Below are 16486 nucleotides of genomic sequence, written 5' to 3' on the forward strand. Positions count from 1 at the left end.
AATTGTTCGGTATCGCAAAAACGCATATTTGTCTGCTTAATGAGCAACCACTCGCGATTTCGGACTGTCGCACTTATCACCTTGCCGTTTGGGCGCTACCATAGCGGGATTGCAATGACAGGAGATGTCCATGAGCGAGCAAGCTATTCGTTTAACGCAATACAGCCACGGAGCCGGTTGCGGTTGTAAAATTTCCCCCAAAGTGCTGGAAACCATTCTGCATAGCGAGCAGGCGAAGTTTGTCGACCCGAACCTGCTTGTCGGCAACGAAACCAGCGATGATGCGGCGGTCTACGATTTGGGTAACGGGACGTCGATCATCAGCACCACCGATTTTTTCATGCCGATCGTCGATAATCCTTTTGATTTTGGCCGTATCGCGGCGACTAACGCCATCAGCGACATTTTCGCCATGGGCGGCAAACCGATTATGGCGATTGCGATACTTGGCTGGCCAATCAACACGCTGGCGCCGGAGATTGCTCGCGAAGTGGTTGAAGGCGGGCGTTTTGCCTGCCAGCAGGCCGGAATTGCGCTGGCGGGCGGTCACTCCATCGATGCGCCGGAACCGATTTTCGGGCTCGCGGTGACCGGCGTGGTACCAACCGAACGTATCAAGAAAAATAGCACCGCGCAGGCGGGCTGTAAGCTGTATCTGACCAAACCACTGGGCATTGGCGTGCTGACTACCGCCGAGAAGAAATCGCTGCTGAAGCCGGAACATCAGGGGCTGGCGACGGAGACCATGTGCCAGATGAACCTTGCCGGCGCCGCATTTGCCAATATCGAAGGGGTAAAAGCGATGACGGACGTCACCGGTTTCGGTCTGCTGGGGCATCTCAGCGAAGTCTGCCGCGGCGCGGGCGTTCAGGCGCAGCTAAATTACGCCGATATCCCGAAACTGCCGGGCGTTGAAGCCTATATCGCCGCCGGAGCGGTGCCGGGCGGCACCGGGCGCAACTTTGCCAGCTACGGTCATTTGATGGGCGAGATGCCGGCGGAATGGCGCGATCTGCTGTGCGATCCGCAAACTTCCGGCGGCCTGCTGCTGGCGGTAACGCCGGAAGCTGAAGCCGAAGTCCAGGCCGCTGCCGCGGAATTTGGCATCAAGCTGGCCGCCATTGGCGAGCTGGTAACCGCCCGCGGCGGGCGTCCAATGATCGAGATCCGTTGATTAGATGCGGTTGTTTATTGCAGAAAAACCGAGTCTCGGTCGCGCTATCGCCGATGTGTTGCCAAAACCGCATCGCAAAGGCGATGGTTTTATTGAGTGCGGCAACGGGCAGGTGGTCACCTGGTGTATCGGCCACCTGCTGGAGCAGGCGCAGCCGGATGTTTACGACGGCCGCTATGCGCGCTGGAATCTGCTCGACCTGCCCATCGTTCCGGAAAAGTGGCAACTACAACCAAAACCGTCGGTCACAAAACAGCTGAACGTCATCAAGCGCTTGCTTGGCGAGGCGCAGGAAGTGGTTCATGCGGGTGACCCGGATAGAGAAGGGCAACTGCTGGTCGATGAAGTGCTGGACTACCTGCAGCTGGCGCCGGAAAAGCGCCAGCAGGTGCAGCGTTGCCTGATTAACGACCTTAACCCACAGGCGGTTGAACGGGCGATTAACCGCCTGCGCGCGAATAGCGAGTTTGTCCCGCTGTGCGTGTCGGCGCTGGCCCGCGCTCGCGCCGACTGGCTGTATGGCATCAACATGACCCGCGCCTACACCATTCTCGGGCGTAATGCCGGCTATCAGGGAGTGTTGTCGGTTGGCCGCGTACAGACGCCGGTATTGGGGCTGGTAGTCCGTCGCGATGAAGAGATTGAAAACTTCGTCGCCAAAGATTTCTTTGACGTCAAAGCGCATATTGTCACGCCGCAAGACGAGCGGTTTATCGCCACCTGGGTGCCAAGCGAAGCCTGCGAACCCTATCAGGATGAAGAGGGGCGTTTACTGCATCGTCCGCTGGCCGAGCATGTCGTTAAACGCATAGAAGGGCAGCCGGCAATCGTAACCGGCTATAACGATAAACGCGATTCCGAACCGGCGCCGCTGCCGTTTTCGCTGTCGGCGTTGCAGATTGAGGCGGCGAAACGCTTCGGCTTCAGCGCGCAGAACGTGCTGGATATCTGCCAGAAGCTGTATGAGACCCATAAGCTAATTACCTATCCGCGTTCGGATAGCCGCTATCTGCCGGAAGAACACTTTGCTGGCCGCCATGCGGTACTGAACGCGATTAGCGTCCATGCGCCGGATCTGCTACCGCAGCCGGTGATGGATCCGGAGATCCGCAACCGCTGCTGGGATGATAAAAAGGTCGATGCGCACCACGCGATTATCCCGACCGCGCGCAGCAGTCAGGTCAAACTCAACGATAACGAAGAGAAGGTGTACAACCTGATCGCTCGTCAGTATCTGATGCAGTTCTGCCCGGATGCGGTATTCCGCAAGTGTCAGATTGACCTTGATATTGCTAACGGCAAATTTGTCGCTAAGGCGCGCTTCCTCGCCGAAGCGGGCTGGCGCGCGCTGCTTGGCAACAAAGAGCGCGACGAAGAGAACGACGGTACGCCGCTGCCGGTGGTCGCCAAAGGCGATGAGCTATTGTGCGAAAAAGGTGAAGTGGTGGAGCGACAGACCCAGCCGCCGCGCCACTTTACCGACGCGACGCTACTGTCGGCGATGACCGGTATTGCCCGCTTTGTGCAGGATAAAGAACTGAAAAAAATCCTCCGCGCAACCGACGGTTTGGGGACGGAAGCGACCCGTGCAGGGATTATCGAGCTGCTGTTTAAGCGCGGTTTTCTGAATAAAAAGGGGCGCTATATCCACTCATCGGACGCCGGTCGGGCGCTAATCCATTCCCTGCCGGAAATGGCCGCGCGCCCGGATATGACCGCCCATTGGGAGTCGGTGTTGACGCAAATCAGCGAAAAACAGTGCCGCTATCAGGACTTTATGCAGCCGTTGGTAGGGACGCTTTTCCAGCTTATCGATCAGGCGCGGAGCACGCCGGTGCGCCAGTTCCGCGGGCTGGTTGCGCCAGGCGGAGCGAAAAAATCGTTTAGTAAAGGGAAGGGTAAGCCGAAAGGCAAAAAGCCGGCGGCGGATATCGCGCCGGAAAGTCCGCAATAATGTCTCCGCCCCTCGCCACGGAGGGGCTTAGCTAAAACGCCCTTCCGCCTGAGGGCGCTTAACCCGGTTGAGGGTTTTCCCGCATATCATTTCCGCCTCCCTGCTCTAAAATAGGGTCATTGATGTTAAAGAAGGGATGATGATGGCAAACGATCCAATGGACAGTATCCTCAAAATCAGATCGGTCAGCACCATGGCTGAACTGCAACGACACGTCAGAAACGTGATGTCCGCTTTTGGCTATGACCGGATCGTACTATTTTCTATTTCCCCACTACGTACTCCCTATATTGAACGCATTTACTGGATTGAAGGGCACTGGTTTGACGATGAGATAGATGAACAAACCTACCTGCAGCGCTGTCCGGTCAACCAGCATTTCATCCATACCTCCCGGCCATTTTTGTGGCGAAAAACTGGTAGTGACACGGCCAGCAGTGAGTATCAAATTGTCGACGTTCCCTTGAAAGGCGCGCTTCATGGCATGCAGATCCCCATTTTCGGCCGCACGGGGATTGAAGGGGCGCTGAGCCTTGGCGGCATGGCCATCGACGCTTCTCCACGAGCCGAAATGCTGCTGATGTTACTGGGCATAGAGGCATTTCATTGCGCGCGGAGATTGTTGAGCTCTGTTGAGGAAGGTAACGCAACCGTACTGACCCGGAGAGAAATCGAAGTACTCACTCTGGTAGCCAAAGGGCTTAGGCAGGGAGACATTGCCGCCGTGCTGGGGATCTCTGAACGTACGGTGGAGAATCATTTGCGCCATGCGCGCGGTCGCCTGAGAGTGGTGACCACGGCGCAGGCCGTCCAGGTGGCGATGCTGAACGGTGAAATATCGCCGCCTCACAGTGAATAATCGCTATATCCGCAGATGAAAAGGAAAAGATGATGAGCGAACAAATCAGTAAACAACCGCAAGTGGACCATGCTGAAGAGAATGCTTTTTTTCCTTCGGCCTATTCTCTCAGCCAGTTTACCAGCCCGGTGTCTGACCTCAGCGGCGCTGATTACACGCGGCGCTATAATGGACGGCGGAAAGTGCTGGTTATCGCCGCCGATGAACGTTATCTGCCTACCGATAACGGCGCGCTCTTTTCGACCGGTAATCATCCGGTAGAGACGCTGCTGCCGATGTACCATCTGCACGCCGCAGGTTTCGATTTTGATATTGCGACGCTCTCCGGGCAAATGGTCAAGTTTGAATACTGGGCGATGCCGCGCGAAGACCAAAAGATTATGCCGTTCTTCGAGCGTTATCTTCCGCAGTTCCGCCAGCCCCTGGCCCTTTCTGACGTCGTAGCGCAGCTGGATGCTGATAGCGATTATGCGGCGGTATTTATTCCCGGCGGCCACGGTGCGCTTATCGGCCTGCCGGAGAGCGAAGCCGTCGCCGAAACGCTGCGCTGGGCGCTACGACACGATCGGTTTGTGATTTCGCTCTGTCACGGCCCGGCGGCGTTCCTCGCGTTACGACAGGGGGAGAATCCGTTAAACGGTTATGCTATTTGCGCGTTTCCGGATGCCGCCGATAAACAAACGCCTGATATCGGCTATATGCCCGGTCACCTGACCTGGTATTTTGGCGAAGCGTTAAAAGCAATGGGGCTTGAGATCGTAAACAGCGATATTAAAGGTCGTGTACATCAGGACCGTAAATTGCTGACCGGGGACAGCCCTTTTGCGGCGAATGCGCTCGGTCAGTTGGCGGCAAAAGCGTTGCTCGACGAATATGCAAAGTAACATCAATCTGATGATGAGGGGGAGCAGTGAAGTATATCTCAATTAGTCAACCGGGCGGCCCGGAGGTTCTTCAGATTGGTGAAGGCGACATCCCCTCGGTCGGTGATAACGACGTCCTGATCCAGGTTAAAGCCGCTGGCGTCAATCGGCCGGATATCTTACAGCGACAGGGCGTTTATCCGATGCCGGAAGGGGTAACGCCGATACCCGGACTGGAAGTCGCTGGGGTGGTCGCGGCGGTAGGATCGCAGGTGACGGATTTTCATCCCGGCGATAAGGTTTGCGCCCTGACCAACGGCGGCGGCTATGCGGAGTATTGCGCGGTACCGGCGGGGCAAACGTTGCCAATACCGCCTGGGCTGAGTTTTAGCGAAGCGGCGGCGATACCTGAAACTTTCTTCACCGTGTGGGCGAACCTGTTTCAGATGGGCCGGGCGCAACCTCATGAAAGCGTCCTGATTCACGGCGGGGCCAGCGGCATCGGGACGACGGCGATCCTGTTGTGTCATGAGTTAGGTATGAAAGTCTATACCACCGTCGGGCAGGAAGAAAAAGTGGCGGCGCTGCGTCCTTATGCCACGGCCATCAATTATAAAACCGATGATTTCGCAGAGAAAATCACTCAGCTGACCGATGGTAAAGGCGTCGACGTTATTCTCGATATCGTGGGTGGACCCTATTTTAATCGTAACCTGGAACTGCTGAAACGAGACGGGCGGCTGGTTATTATCGGCTTTATGGGCGGGCGAATCGCCCATGATGTTGATATTCAAACCTTGATGCTCAAGCGCGCGACCGTGACCGGTTCAACGATGCGCGGCCGAAGCGCAGAAGAAAAAAGGCAGATCGCTCAGGCGTTGAAGGACCACGTCTGGCCGCTGCTGTCGCAGGGTAAATGTAAGCCGCTGATTTACGCCAGCTATCCGATGGCTGAAATCGCGCAGGCGCATGCCTGCCTCGATAGCGGTAATCATCTGGGGAAAGTGGTGATTACCATGGAGTAGAGTTGATATCCCCGACGCCGGGCGTCGGGGATAAAGACACAGATTAAATCACACCCTGCGCCAGCATGGCGTCAGCGACCTTGACGAAGCCGGCGATATTGGCGCCGCGGACGTAGTTGGTCTGTTTCTCTTCACCGCCGTACTCGACGCAGGCGTGGTGAATATCCAACATAATGTGATGCAGACGCGCATCCACTTTCTCCGCTTTCCAGCCCATACGCGCGGCGTTTTGCGCCATTTCAAGGCCGGATGTGGCAACGCCGCCGGCGTTGGCTGCTTTGCCCGGCGCGAACAGCACGCCAGCGTCGAGGAACAGATCGGTGGCGGCAATGGTGGTGGGCATGTTGGCGCCTTCGGCAACCGCTTTAACGCCATTGGCGATCAGCATTTGCGCGGCATCGACATCCAGTTCGTTCTGGGTCGCGCACGGCAGCGCGATATCTACCGGCACTGACCACGGCTGCTGGCCTTCGAGGTAGGTCAGACCGAATTCGCGCGCGTAGTCGGCGACGCGGCCGTGGCTACGCTCTTTAATATCGATCAGGCGGGCCAGTTTCTCTTTAGTGAAGCCGGCTTCGTCTACCACCGTACCGTTGGAGTCGGAGGCGGTAATGACGCGCGCGCCGAATTCCATCGCTTTCTCAATGGCGAACTGCGCCACGTTGCCAGAGCCGGATACTGCGACGCGCATCCCTTCGAAGCCCAGACCGTGGCGCTTAAGCATCGCTTCCGTAAAGTAAACCAGACCGTAACCGGTGGCCTCCGGGCGGATGAGACTGCCGCCGAAGGAGAGACCCTTGCCGGTGAAGACGCAGGCGCTATTGTTGGAAAGTTTGCGCATCATGCCGGCCATAAAGCCGACTTCGCGGCCGCCAACGCCGATATCGCCCGCCGGAACGTCGGTATCCGGGCCGAGGTGACGATACAGTTCCGTCATCAAAGCCTGGCAGAAGCGCATCACTTCGCCGTCGCTTTTACCTTTCGGGTCGAAATCGCTGCCGCCTTTACCGCCGCCCATCGGCAGCGTGGTGAGGGCGTTTTTGAAGGTCTGTTCGAAGCCCAGGAACTTAAGGATCGACAGGTTGACCGACGGATGGAAGCGCATACCACCTTTGTACGGGCCAATCGCGGAGTTGAACTGCACACGCCAGGCGCGGTTAACCTGAACCTGATTGCGATCGTCAACCCAGACGACGCGGAACTGGATGACGCGCTCCGGTTCGACCAGGCGTTCCAGCAAATTGAGCTGACGATAGCGCGGATTCTGTTCAAGGAACGGCCACAGAGTGGTCATCACTTCGCGGACGGCCTGAGCGAATTCAGTTTGATGCGGGTCGCGCTGTTGAACGCGGGCGAGAAAACTTTCCAGAGTACACGCCTGATCCATAGATGTAATTTCCCCTTACGGTTGTGGTTGCTTGTTATTTTTTATACCCGGCCTTGAAAAAGCCGATTTTCCGACTATAACACCGGAAATAGTTAGGCTGACAAGGAAAAATTGAGCGCGGAGAAAAATTTATAATCCGACGAGGGTCATAACTAAAAACGATTACCCAGGCCGGAGATGAGGGGGAAAGAAGCTAGCCTGCTTGTTGGTTTATAAAGGCATTCAGCAGAGGAATATCCGCTGGCGCCAGATCAAATTCTAATGCTTGCGACGGCGTACACCAGCGCAGTTCGCTATGGTAACGGGCGACCGGTTCACCGCTAAACTCGCCTACCCACCAGGCATGCAGGTGGATCAAACGTCCGGAAACTTCCCGCTGATGGCTGGCGATATAGCGGGTTGGCCTCGCGACGATAGCCAGCTCCTCTTCCAGCTCGCGCGCTAACGCCTGCGGCTGGCTTTCTCCGGGTTCGATTTTGCCGCCGGCGAACTCCCACAGCCCCGGCTGATCGGCATGCGGCGGGCGCTGCGCCAGGAGAATTTTGCCGTCGCGTTCGATAATCGCGGCGACAACATCAATGATTTTTTGCATAGTTGTCCTGAATCATTCAAATACCGGCCTTGCTTATAATGGCGTATTATCTCCGTCTTTCCCCTGTACCGACAACCTTTTAGCCTGATGGAGCGTCACCGTGCTTGATAGCCGCCTGCACCCCCGATTGAAGCCCGTACTGAATGCCATCGCCCGCGTGCTCGATCGCCCAGGGATCTCCCCTGACGGCCTGACGCTTTTCGGTTTTGCTATCGGCGTGCTGGCCCTGCCGTTTCTGGCGCTCGGCTGGTACGGCGCCGCGCTGGCGGCCATTTTGCTCAACCGGTTGCTGGATGGCCTGGATGGCGCGCTGGCGCGGCGGCGTGGCCTCAGCGATGCCGGCGGGTTTTTGGATATTTCGCTCGATTTTTTGTTTTACGCGCTGGTGCCGTTCGGTTTTATTGTCGCCGACCCGGCGCAAAATGCGCTGGCGGGCGGCTGGCTGCTGTTTGCGTTTATCGGCACCGGCAGCAGCTTCCTGGCGTTTGCGACCCTTGCGGCAAAGCATCAAATTGCCAATCCGGGCTATGCGCATAAATCATTTTATTATCTTGGCGGGTTGACGGAAGGAACGGAGACGATCCTGCTATTTGTACTGTGTTGCCTGTTTCCGGCGCACTTCACCTGGCTGGCGTGGTGCTTCGGCGCGCTATGCTGGCTGACGACCTTCACCCGTATCTGGAGCGGCTACCTGACGCTGAGGGAGGCGCAAAGCCAGAACCTCCCTCAGTAGCCGGATTATTTGCTGCTGTCCGGGCCGCGTTCGCCGGTGGCTACCGGATTTTGCGGATTACCGCTCCATTCGTACCAGCCGCCGTCGTAAACGGAGACGTTTTTCCAGCCCATCGCTCTGGCGTACATGAAGGTCTCTGAGGCGCGCCAGCCTGTGCCACAGTAAAACGAGACCTGCTGGTTGGGCAGAATGTTCCACTGTTTCCACATCGCCGCGATATCGTCGGCGCTGCGCATCGTGCCGTCCGGATTATGGAAGTCTTCCATATGGGTGGAATCGCTGCCGGCATGGCCCCAGCGCGCGCCGGCAATATCGCCCTTCGGCTTGATGTAGCTGTAGCCGCTGGTGGTGCCGATAAATTCCGGCCACGAGCGGACGCTGACCAGCGAAGCATCCTGGCGGTGTAGTAACCCGCGCGCCTGTTCGGTATTGAGCATTAACTGCGGCTGACCGGGGATCGGCGCGCCGAAATCCGCCGCCGCTTTTTCTGCGGCTGGCATACCGCGTTCGACCGGCAGATTCGCGTCGGACCAGCTTTTCCAACCGCCGTCGAGCAGGCGTACATCTTTCACCCCGGCATACAGCATGATCTGCGCGACGCGCGCGGCGGCGTAGACGTCGCGGCCGTACAGAATCACCGTGGTGTCATGGCGAATACCGTGTTTAGCCAGCATCGCTTTTAGCTGTTCATCGGACACTTTGTTCCACAGCGGCTCGCTTTCCACTTCATTGGTATCGATATAACCGGCGCCGGGAATGTGATTCAGCAGATAAAATTTCGGCGCGCCCCAGGCCACTTCAAACAGTTTCCAGTCGCCTTGCGGGGCGGCGGTAACGGTTTTACCTTGCTGTAAATCGTGGATCCACTGCGGATACACCAGCAGCTCAAAGTGCGGCAGCTTCTGCAGGCGCTCGCTCTGACTGAAGGCGTCGCTAAGCGTGCTGAGCTTCGTGAATCCGGCTTCTTTCAGCCGCGCCGCAACTCTGGCGTTATCCTCGGCGCCGCCATATAACGCGATTGGCGTATCGGCCTGCAGCTGGTGCTGAGTAGCCCATGCGCGCAGTTGTTCGTCGCTCATTGCGCCAAGCCAGGTAGCGGAGAGGTTTAGCGCCTTAGGTTCATGGCCCTGTGGCCCGTTGGCGCTTTGCGGCCAACCGTTATAGAAAGCGCTGAGGCGGGTGTCTATCGCCACGCCGTGCCGCTGTTGCAGCGTTGAAAAGTCCAGCGTTGGCATGGTATCAGCGGCGAAAGAAGAGGAAGCAGCAAGCCCCATGAGCAGGGCGAGTGCGGTCAATTGAGAAACACGTTTCATCGAAATGCCCGACGGTAGAAAGAGGAGGGCTCATTCTCTGCTCCTGATAAGGGAATTTCTTTGCGATAACGCAGGTTAGACGGAATTTGCCTGCCAGGCGGCGATATTAATATAGCGTCCGCCCGGCGGGAGATCCTGGCTGTCGTGAGTCACCAGCACCGCCGGGATTGCCAGCCGGTCAATTTCCGCAAATACCCACTGGCGAAAATCGGCGCGGCGTTCTGCGTCCAGGCGATTAAAAGGCTCATCCAGCAGCAGCGCTTGCGGCCTCGCCAGCAGGGCGCGCAGCAGGCTGACGCGCGCGCGCTGTCCGCCGGAGAGCGTGGCCGGATCGCGCGAGGCGAAGCCCGGCATACCGGCGCGCGCCAGCGCGTGCTCGACTTCGGCCCGCCGCGCCGCGCCGCGGATCTCCGCAGGCAGGGCGAGCTGTAAATTGTGCCCCACGCTGAAGTGGTCAAACAGTAGCGCATCCTGAAACAGGATGCCAATGCGCCGCGCTTCGGTGGCGAGCCCGTCGCAGCGGCGTTCGTTGAGCCATAATTCACCTTCAGCGCGAAAGGTGTCGGCAAGCGCGCCGATCATCCAGGCAAAAAGGGTTGATTTACCGCTGCCGGAAGGGCCCATCAGGGTCAACACTTCGCCGGGAGCGACAGAAAAATTGACTCCACACAACAGCGGTTGGCGGTGGAGGGTTAATGTCAGGTCGTTAACGGTTAGCATTAGCGTAATCCCCGGCGACGACGGCCCATAAACCAGGCCATCAGCGCAGTAACCATAAAGCAGATCGCCGGTAGCAGCAATTGCCACAGCGCTTGTGCGGCAAGCCGCGTGCTGTCGCCGCCGCTGCTCAGCGCTACCGCTTCGCTGGTCAACGTCGGCGTCCGTCCGCCGCCGAGCCACACGGTCGGCAGATACTGCGCGATACTCACCGAAAACCCGACCGCCAGCGCGGTGAGCAGCGGTCGCGCCATTGACGGCAGTTTGACCCACCAAAACAGGCGGCCGCGCCGCCAGCCAAGCGTACGGGCAATTAATAACAACCGTGGATCAAGATTGCGCCACGCCGGGGAGAGGATAAACAGCATCCATGGCACGACCCATAACAGATGCCCCCATAATACCGTCATCAATTGACCGTCGAGCCAGCCCACGAGTGCTAATTGATATTGACCATCGGCAAGCGGCAGCGTCGGGATGATTAATGGCAGCCAGAGTCCGTTATATCTGGCGGGACCGAACTCCAGCCACAGCAGACACAGCGCGGCTCCCAGTATCGCTGCGCCCAATGCCAGCCAGAGGCTGTTACCGATCGCCTCAGCCGTTGGCTGCGTCCATTGCGAAATGCCAGCCAATAACAATGCGCAAACCAGACCGCAGGCGGGTACCACCTGCGCCAGAATACGTCCGGTCGCAGCGTTGGCGGGGGCGGCGCGCTTGCCGCATAGTGCGGGAATAGTTTGCCGCCAACGGCGCCAGCCTATCGATGCTATGGCCGCGAAGATTAACGTGAACGCCAACAACAGCAGGCTGGCCAACGCGCCTTTCGCCTGTTGCAACGGATCGCCCTGATTAAGCCACTGCCACGCCAGTACCGCCAGCGTTGGCGGATTTCCCGGACCGATCACTAAAGCGACATCCACCGCCGACAGACTCCAGGCAACGGTGGCCAGCAGAACAAGGCTCATCGATGGCAGCAGCGCCGGCACAATAATCCACTGCAGACATTGCCAGCAGTTGTAGCCGAGGGTTTTCATGACTACGGTGTGGGCCGCCAGCTGTTTTTCACCCAGTACGCCATACGCCACCCACAGTAAAAAGGCGCTCTCTTTGACCGCCATCGTCAGGCCCAGACCGATACCGTAGCGATCGGCCGGTGGGCTCAACGCGGGAAACAGACGATACAGCCAGCCGCCTTCGGCAAATAGCAGCAGGGCGGCCGTGGCGAAAGCGACATGGGGTACCGCCAGCAGCAGCGGTAATCTTCTCGCAAGGCGCTGCCAGCCGGCGGCTGGCCATAACGCGCCAATCACCGTCAGGGTGATGAACAGCGCGCCGCCCACCGCCAGCAGCGTAGAAGCTAGCGTCGCCGCCAGCGCCTGCGGCAACTGCGGATCGCTTAATAGCGCCCGCCAGGCCGCGGCGTCGACGGCAGGTACCGCCATCAGCGCGGCGGCGGGAAGCAGAGGGAGATAGACAAGCGCTATCGCTCCCCACGTCAGCGCAATTAGTGGGTACCGTAGCGGCGCAACCATTCCTGCTCCAGCGCGTCAACCCAGGCGGCGTGCGGTTCAGCCAGCATCGGCGGCGTCGCTTTCGGTTGCACGGCGTACAATGCGGCGCGCTGGGCGTCGTTGAGTTTTTCGGGATCGAGTACGCTGGGATCGCCCCAGATTTGCGGATCGGCTTTGCGTAGCTGAGCCTGCGGCGATAGCAGGAAGTTGGCAACCACATGTGCGCCTGCCGTAGCGCGGGCGTTGGCGGGGATAGCGACAAAATGCACGTTGCCGAGCATCCCTTGTTTAAAACCGAAGCTATAACTGTCTTGCGGAAGTTCGCCGCTGGCGGCTTTTTGCTGCGCATGCAGCGGATTGAAAGTGAGTGATAGTTGTAGCGTGCCTTGCGACAGCATCGCGTCCATCCGCGCCGGTGACAGCGGAAAATCGCGACCCTGGCGCCAGAGCAGCGGGTGTAGCCTGGCGAGATAGTCCCATAGCGGCGCGGTCACCGCGGCGAAACTGGCCGCCTGCGGCGGCTGGCGCAGGGCATCCGGTCGATCGGTTAGCGAGATCAGCAACTGCTCAAGGAAAGCGGTGCCGGTAAAATCCGGCGGCCGCGGATAGGTGACGCTGCCTGGATGCGCTGTGGCGAACGCCAGTAGCGCCTGTGCGCTGTCCAGGGGGGCAGACAGCTGCGAGCGGCGAGCGATAAAGGTCAGCTGCGCGCCACCCCACGGGGACTCCGCGCCATCGGTGGCGAGGGAGAAATCTTCCCGAACCGGTTTTCGCGTATCGACGTAGCGCCAGTTAGGCAGCTTTTCAGCCCAGCCGCTGCGCAGTAAATTCGCCTGCTTCAACGTGCGGAAATTCTCGCCATTAACCCACAATAAATCGATTGAACCGCCGCGGGAACGACCGGCACGCGCCTCGGTCTGAATACGCTTAACCGCATCGGCGGCATCGGCGATATGTACAATACGCAGATCGACGGCGTAATCACGTTTAACCTCGGCGCTGACCCAGTCGAGGTAGCGGTTAACCGCCGGATCGCCGCCCCAGGCGTTGAACCACACCGTCTGGCCACGCGCCTGCTGGCTGATGCTCTGCCAGCTCTCGTCGGCGTTGGCGAGAGTCGGGGCCAGCAGCAGCGCGGCAAGCCAAATTAAACAATAACGCAGACTGCGCATATTGACTCCTTAGGGATGAGTGTCGGAAACATCGGGCTTCGGGATTTGGCACAGGCCCTGCGCCGGAATCGCCAGCGCGGAATTAAAGCGCGCGGATAAATTTTGCAGGCCGATCAGCGCGGTTAGCTCGGTTAACGCCTGAGCATCGAACTGCTGCGCCAGCCGGGCGCGCAGCGCGTCATCGACGGCGGGCGGCGTCATGCTCGCCGCTTCGGCATATTCCAGCGCCAACCGTTCGCTATCGCTGAATAATCCGCTATTGCGCCAGTCGTTAACCGCCAATAGTTTTTCGCTGCCGCCGGCGCGCTGCGCCAGTTTCATGCTGGTGATATCAATGCAAAATTCACAGTGACACAGTTGGGCGATACGGGCGCTCACCAACGAGCGTAGCAGCGGATCGAGCGGCGAGCGCCGGCGCTCCAGATATCCGACAAACATCGAAACCAGATAAAACGCCAGCGGGATGCGACCCCACCAGCGGATAGGGCTGAGCACCGCGCCATAATGGCGACGGTGTAGCCATGCCTGCGGGCGCAGGATCAATGGAATCGACGTTAACGGCGGTAGATTCATGGCGATTTCCTATTGTGATGCGCAACGTATTGCGCCCTGGCTATCGCGACTACGATAGCCAAAGCGAACAAAATAGATAAGCCGCTGAGCAGCCAGAACCGCCCCCCCGTCAGCAGGCTTCCGGCCCACGAGTAGACGATAGTCGCCGGTAATTGGCCGACGCCGGTGGCAAACATAAAATGGCGAAAGCGGATTGAGGTTAGCCCAGCGGCATAGCTCACCGGATCGAAAGGGACGAAGGGCAGCAGGCGGCAAACCAGGATGGTGTGCTTGCCGTAACGACTAAAAAAGCCATCTACGCTCTGTAATACCGCCTTGCCGGTCAGTTTTTCTACCACTTCACGGCCCAGTACGCGGGCAATAAAAAAGCACAGCGCCGCGCCAGCCATCGCGCTGACCCATGACAATACGCCGCCCCACAGTGCGCCGAACAGCGAAGCGTTGGCAAAAGTTATCAAAAACGCCGGCAGCGGCGCGACAATTGCCTGCAGGATCATCAGACCGAAAGAGACCAGGGCTGCCAGCGGACCATAAGCGTCAATAAAACGCTCCAGCGCCTGCTGATCGAGGGTGGCAAACGCGCTAAGGCTATGTTGCAGAAAGGAGCGTACGCCCGGTATTAACCACCAGCCGACGAGTGCTGCCAGCGCCAGCAGGACGATAGCGCCGCGTGAGAGCCACAGCCGTTTTCTGTTATCCATTTTCATCGCCTACCGCGGATGTTGCGACACTAATGCGTTTATAGCGGCCATAACGCCTGGCGGCCTGAGTTAATACAAATAGCGCCAGGCCGGCGATGCTGAGTTTGCCAATAAAGGCCGGGGTGATGCCATCGCGGGCCAGTTCGCTGGCCATAAAAGTATAAATAAACAATCCCGGCAGGGTGGCGATGGTGGAGATAAACGTAAAGGACCAGAAGGGGATCGCCGTCAGTCCATAGGCATAGTTCTGCAGATTATAAGGGAACAGCGGCACCAGCCTGGTGAAAATCAGAAAATCGCAGCCGCTGCGGGCAATACCGCGCTCGAACGCCTGAAAAACGGCATGGTGACCACAATAGCGCTGCAGCGCTTCGCGCCCCAGCCAGCGGGCCAGCAGGAACGACAGCGATGAGGCGACAGTCGCGGCGATAAGCGACAGTAACGTGCCCAACCAGGGGCCGAATATCATACCGCCGACGATGACCAACGCGCTGCCGGGCATCAGGCACAAGGTGGCGATGATAAACAGCAGGATATAAAGCGCATAACCTGCGCTACCGCTGTGCAGAATAAGTAATTGAAGATCGTGAAGGTGGCTGAACAGTCTCGTCAGCCCGGCGTGATGAACAAGCCATGCCAGCAGGGCAAACAGGAGTACGGCAAACAGCAGTTTATAGCGTGCCTGGTAACGGCTTCTTTTGCATGAGGGGTCTCCTGTCTTCGTTTTGCCCGGCAGGAAACGCCGGGTGCGCGCGACAGTATAGTAAATTGCCGTTAGCGACAATGTATACCGTTCACTTTATTGATTTTGCTCAGGATAGCGGGGCTCCGCGCCGGAGCCCCGGAGAAGAATTATGATTTAAAGGTTGCCCATACCGGCGCATGATCGGAGGGTTTTTCCATGCCGCGGATGTCGTAATCGATGCCGGTTTCGACGCAGCGCTGGGCCAGCGGCGAGCTTGCCAGAAGAAGGTCGATACGCAGACCGCGGTTGTCATCAAAACCTTTAGAGCGGTAATCGAACCATGAGAAGCGCTCATTATTATCCGGGTTGGCGTGACGCCAGGTATCGACCAGGCCCCAGCCCAGCAGACGATCCATCCATTCACGCTCTTCTGGCAGGAACGAACATTTACCCGTGCGCAGCCAGCGCTTGCGGTTCTCTTCGCCGATGCCGATATCAAGGTCGGTAGGGCTAATATTCATATCGCCCATGATAAGCACCGGATTTTCTTTGTTCAGCTCGGTATCGAGGTAGTTCTGCAGATTCTGATAAAACGCCGCCTTTGCCGGGAACTTGGTCTCGTGGTCGCGGCTTTCACCCTGCGGGAAATAGCCGTTAATTACCGTGACATTGCCAAACGGTGAGGGGATTTCCGCCATGATGATGCGACGCTGCGCATCTTCGCCGTCGCCCGGGAAGCCGCGACGCACGGCTATCGGAGTCTCTTTGGTCAGCAGCGCCACGCCGTAATGGCCTTTTTGCCCATGGTAAAAGACGTTGTAGCCCAGCTTCGCCACCTCTTCGAGAGGAAACATATCGTCGTGAACTTTGGTTTCCTGGAGACCGATAACATCGGGCTGATGTTTATCGACGATGGCGGCCAGTTGATGGGGGCGGGCACGCAGGCCGTTGATATTAAAAGAGATGAATTTCATAGTCGCTGCCACTGTGCAAGGTGAATAGTGCAAGGATGTTAGCAGAATTTCATCATGGTGGCTGCCGGCAGGTGGTTAATTCTACCGATTACTGCGGTTGGCGAGCGAATCGCACAAATTATGCACCGTTTTGGCGCATGTCGCGCCAAAAAAGCGCAGATATCTACGATAAATTTCGTAGAGGATCACAATTACAGAATTATATCTTATCGCTGCATAACTTATCGTCTTTTTCCACTATCCAGCGCCG

At 58.1% G+C, this 16486-nt stretch carries 16 protein-coding genes; 6 read left to right on the plus strand and 10 right to left on the minus strand.

What is annotated here, in order from left to right:
• Window positions 1–130 precede the first annotated feature (130 nt).
• The 5 genes from selD to ABLV66_RS10245 all read left to right on the plus strand — a co-directional run bounded on the left by selD (window position 131) and on the right by ABLV66_RS10245 (window position 5875).
• Window positions 131–1174: a selenide, water dikinase SelD gene (gene selD, locus ABLV66_RS10225; protein ID WP_045360482.1), complete on the plus strand. Its 1044-nt coding sequence runs from the start codon at window positions 131–133 to the stop codon at window positions 1172–1174.
• Between the two features lie 4 nt (window positions 1175–1178).
• Window positions 1179–3128 (plus strand): DNA topoisomerase III, encoded by a 1950-nt coding sequence (locus tag ABLV66_RS10230; protein ID WP_015366158.1) that lies wholly within the window; start codon window positions 1179–1181, stop codon window positions 3126–3128.
• Window positions 3129–3264: 136 nt separating this feature from the next.
• Window positions 3265–3987, plus strand: coding sequence for a PA1136 family autoinducer-binding transcriptional regulator (locus tag ABLV66_RS10235; RefSeq protein ID WP_052766188.1), 723 nt, complete (start codon window positions 3265–3267; stop codon window positions 3985–3987).
• A 32-nt stretch (window positions 3988–4019) separates the two neighbouring features.
• Window positions 4020–4871 carry a glyoxalase III HchA gene (gene hchA, locus ABLV66_RS10240; RefSeq protein WP_348876461.1) on the plus strand — a complete coding sequence of 284 codons (852 nt, stop codon included), beginning with the start codon at window positions 4020–4022 and terminating at the stop codon, window positions 4869–4871.
• Between the two features lie 26 nt (window positions 4872–4897).
• Window positions 4898–5875 (plus strand): NAD(P)H-quinone oxidoreductase, encoded by a 978-nt coding sequence (locus tag ABLV66_RS10245; RefSeq protein WP_045393270.1) that lies wholly within the window; start codon window positions 4898–4900, stop codon window positions 5873–5875.
• 43 nt (window positions 5876–5918) lie between these two features.
• Here the strand turns inward: ABLV66_RS10245 and gdhA are convergent, their stop codons facing one another.
• Both gdhA and ABLV66_RS10255 read right to left on the minus strand, forming a co-directional pair.
• Window positions 5919–7262: an NADP-specific glutamate dehydrogenase gene (gene gdhA, locus ABLV66_RS10250; protein WP_015705776.1), complete on the minus strand. Its 1344-nt coding sequence runs from the start codon at window positions 7260–7262 to the stop codon at window positions 5919–5921.
• Between the two features lie 193 nt (window positions 7263–7455).
• The gene (locus ABLV66_RS10255) at window positions 7456–7854 is read right to left on the minus strand and encodes a pyrimidine (deoxy)nucleoside triphosphate diphosphatase (protein ID WP_047045100.1); all 399 of its coding nucleotides are present in this window, start codon (window positions 7852–7854) and stop codon (window positions 7456–7458) included.
• A 100-nt stretch (window positions 7855–7954) separates the two neighbouring features.
• Between ABLV66_RS10255 and ABLV66_RS10260 the strand changes: the two genes are divergently transcribed.
• Window positions 7955–8587: a CDP-alcohol phosphatidyltransferase family protein gene (locus ABLV66_RS10260; RefSeq protein WP_047045098.1), complete on the plus strand. Its 633-nt coding sequence runs from the start codon at window positions 7955–7957 to the stop codon at window positions 8585–8587.
• Between the two features lie 5 nt (window positions 8588–8592).
• Here ABLV66_RS10260 and ABLV66_RS10265 read toward each other — a convergent pair whose 3' ends face one another.
• From ABLV66_RS10265 to xthA, 8 genes are all read right to left on the minus strand, one after another.
• A complete protein-coding gene (locus tag ABLV66_RS10265; protein WP_348876449.1) occupies window positions 8593–9900 on the minus strand; it encodes a sulfurtransferase in 1308 nt (435 codons plus the stop codon).
• Window positions 9901–9975: 75 nt separating this feature from the next.
• Window positions 9976–10620 carry an ABC transporter ATP-binding protein gene (locus tag ABLV66_RS10270; protein ID WP_047045092.1) on the minus strand — a complete coding sequence of 215 codons (645 nt, stop codon included), beginning with the start codon at window positions 10618–10620 and terminating at the stop codon, window positions 9976–9978.
• Window positions 10620–12152, minus strand: a complete 1533-nt coding sequence (locus ABLV66_RS10275; RefSeq protein ID WP_348876448.1) for an ABC transporter permease family protein — start codon at window positions 12150–12152, stop codon at window positions 10620–10622. The genes ABLV66_RS10270 and ABLV66_RS10275 overlap by 1 nt, the downstream gene beginning before the upstream one ends.
• Window positions 12125–13303, minus strand: coding sequence for an ABC transporter substrate-binding protein (locus ABLV66_RS10280; RefSeq protein WP_315710844.1), 1179 nt, complete (start codon window positions 13301–13303; stop codon window positions 12125–12127). Before ABLV66_RS10280 ends, ABLV66_RS10275 begins: the two co-directional genes overlap by 28 nt.
• Before the next feature lie 9 nt (window positions 13304–13312).
• Window positions 13313–13876, minus strand: coding sequence for a carboxymuconolactone decarboxylase family protein (locus tag ABLV66_RS10285; RefSeq protein WP_015366168.1), 564 nt, complete (start codon window positions 13874–13876; stop codon window positions 13313–13315).
• Entirely contained in the window at window positions 13873–14577 is a 705-nt protein-coding gene (locus ABLV66_RS10290) for a TVP38/TMEM64 family protein (protein ID WP_063415179.1), read from the minus strand. The genes ABLV66_RS10285 and ABLV66_RS10290 overlap by 4 nt, the downstream gene beginning before the upstream one ends.
• Window positions 14570–15190 carry a TVP38/TMEM64 family protein gene (locus ABLV66_RS10295; protein ID WP_161801924.1) on the minus strand — a complete coding sequence of 207 codons (621 nt, stop codon included), beginning with the start codon at window positions 15188–15190 and terminating at the stop codon, window positions 14570–14572. The genes ABLV66_RS10290 and ABLV66_RS10295 overlap by 8 nt, the downstream gene beginning before the upstream one ends.
• A 239-nt stretch (window positions 15191–15429) precedes the next feature.
• The gene (gene xthA, locus ABLV66_RS10300) at window positions 15430–16236 is read right to left on the minus strand and encodes an exodeoxyribonuclease III (RefSeq protein WP_315710841.1); all 807 of its coding nucleotides are present in this window, start codon (window positions 16234–16236) and stop codon (window positions 15430–15432) included.
• Window positions 16237–16486: the final 250 nt, after the last annotated feature.

The sequence above is a fragment of the Klebsiella sp. CN_Kp073 genome, assembly GCF_040065495.2.
GTDB classification, from domain to species: domain Bacteria; phylum Pseudomonadota; class Gammaproteobacteria; order Enterobacterales; family Enterobacteriaceae; genus Klebsiella; species Klebsiella aerogenes.

What these genes read in the sequence shown, in the direction of transcription:
- ABLV66_RS10270 (WP_047045092.1), bottom strand. Translation starts at nt 10,620, where the DNA reads ATGCTAACCGTTAACGACCTGACATTAACCCTCCACCGCCAACCGCTG.
- ABLV66_RS10230 (WP_015366158.1), top strand. Translation starts at nt 1,179, where the DNA reads ATGCGGTTGTTTATTGCAGAAAAACCGAGTCTCGGTCGCGCTATCGCC.
- ABLV66_RS10235 (WP_052766188.1), top strand. Translation starts at nt 3,265, where the DNA reads ATGATGATGGCAAACGATCCAATGGACAGTATCCTCAAAATCAGATCG.
- selD (WP_045360482.1), top strand. Translation starts at nt 131, where the DNA reads ATGAGCGAGCAAGCTATTCGTTTAACGCAATACAGCCACGGAGCCGGT.
- ABLV66_RS10275 (WP_348876448.1), bottom strand. Translation starts at nt 12,152, where the DNA reads ATGGTTGCGCCGCTACGGTACCCACTAATTGCGCTGACGTGGGGAGCG.
- hchA (WP_348876461.1), top strand. Translation starts at nt 4,020, where the DNA reads ATGAGCGAACAAATCAGTAAACAACCGCAAGTGGACCATGCTGAAGAG.
- xthA (WP_315710841.1), bottom strand. Translation starts at nt 16,236, where the DNA reads ATGAAATTCATCTCTTTTAATATCAACGGCCTGCGTGCCCGCCCCCAT.
- gdhA (WP_015705776.1), bottom strand. Translation starts at nt 7,262, where the DNA reads ATGGATCAGGCGTGTACTCTGGAAAGTTTTCTCGCCCGCGTTCAACAG.
- ABLV66_RS10265 (WP_348876449.1), bottom strand. Translation starts at nt 9,900, where the DNA reads ATGAAACGTGTTTCTCAATTGACCGCACTCGCCCTGCTCATGGGGCTT.
- ABLV66_RS10285 (WP_015366168.1), bottom strand. Translation starts at nt 13,876, where the DNA reads ATGAATCTACCGCCGTTAACGTCGATTCCATTGATCCTGCGCCCGCAG.
- ABLV66_RS10290 (WP_063415179.1), bottom strand. Translation starts at nt 14,577, where the DNA reads ATGGATAACAGAAAACGGCTGTGGCTCTCACGCGGCGCTATCGTCCTG.
- ABLV66_RS10255 (WP_047045100.1), bottom strand. Translation starts at nt 7,854, where the DNA reads ATGCAAAAAATCATTGATGTTGTCGCCGCGATTATCGAACGCGACGGC.
- ABLV66_RS10280 (WP_315710844.1), bottom strand. Translation starts at nt 13,303, where the DNA reads ATGCGCAGTCTGCGTTATTGTTTAATTTGGCTTGCCGCGCTGCTGCTG.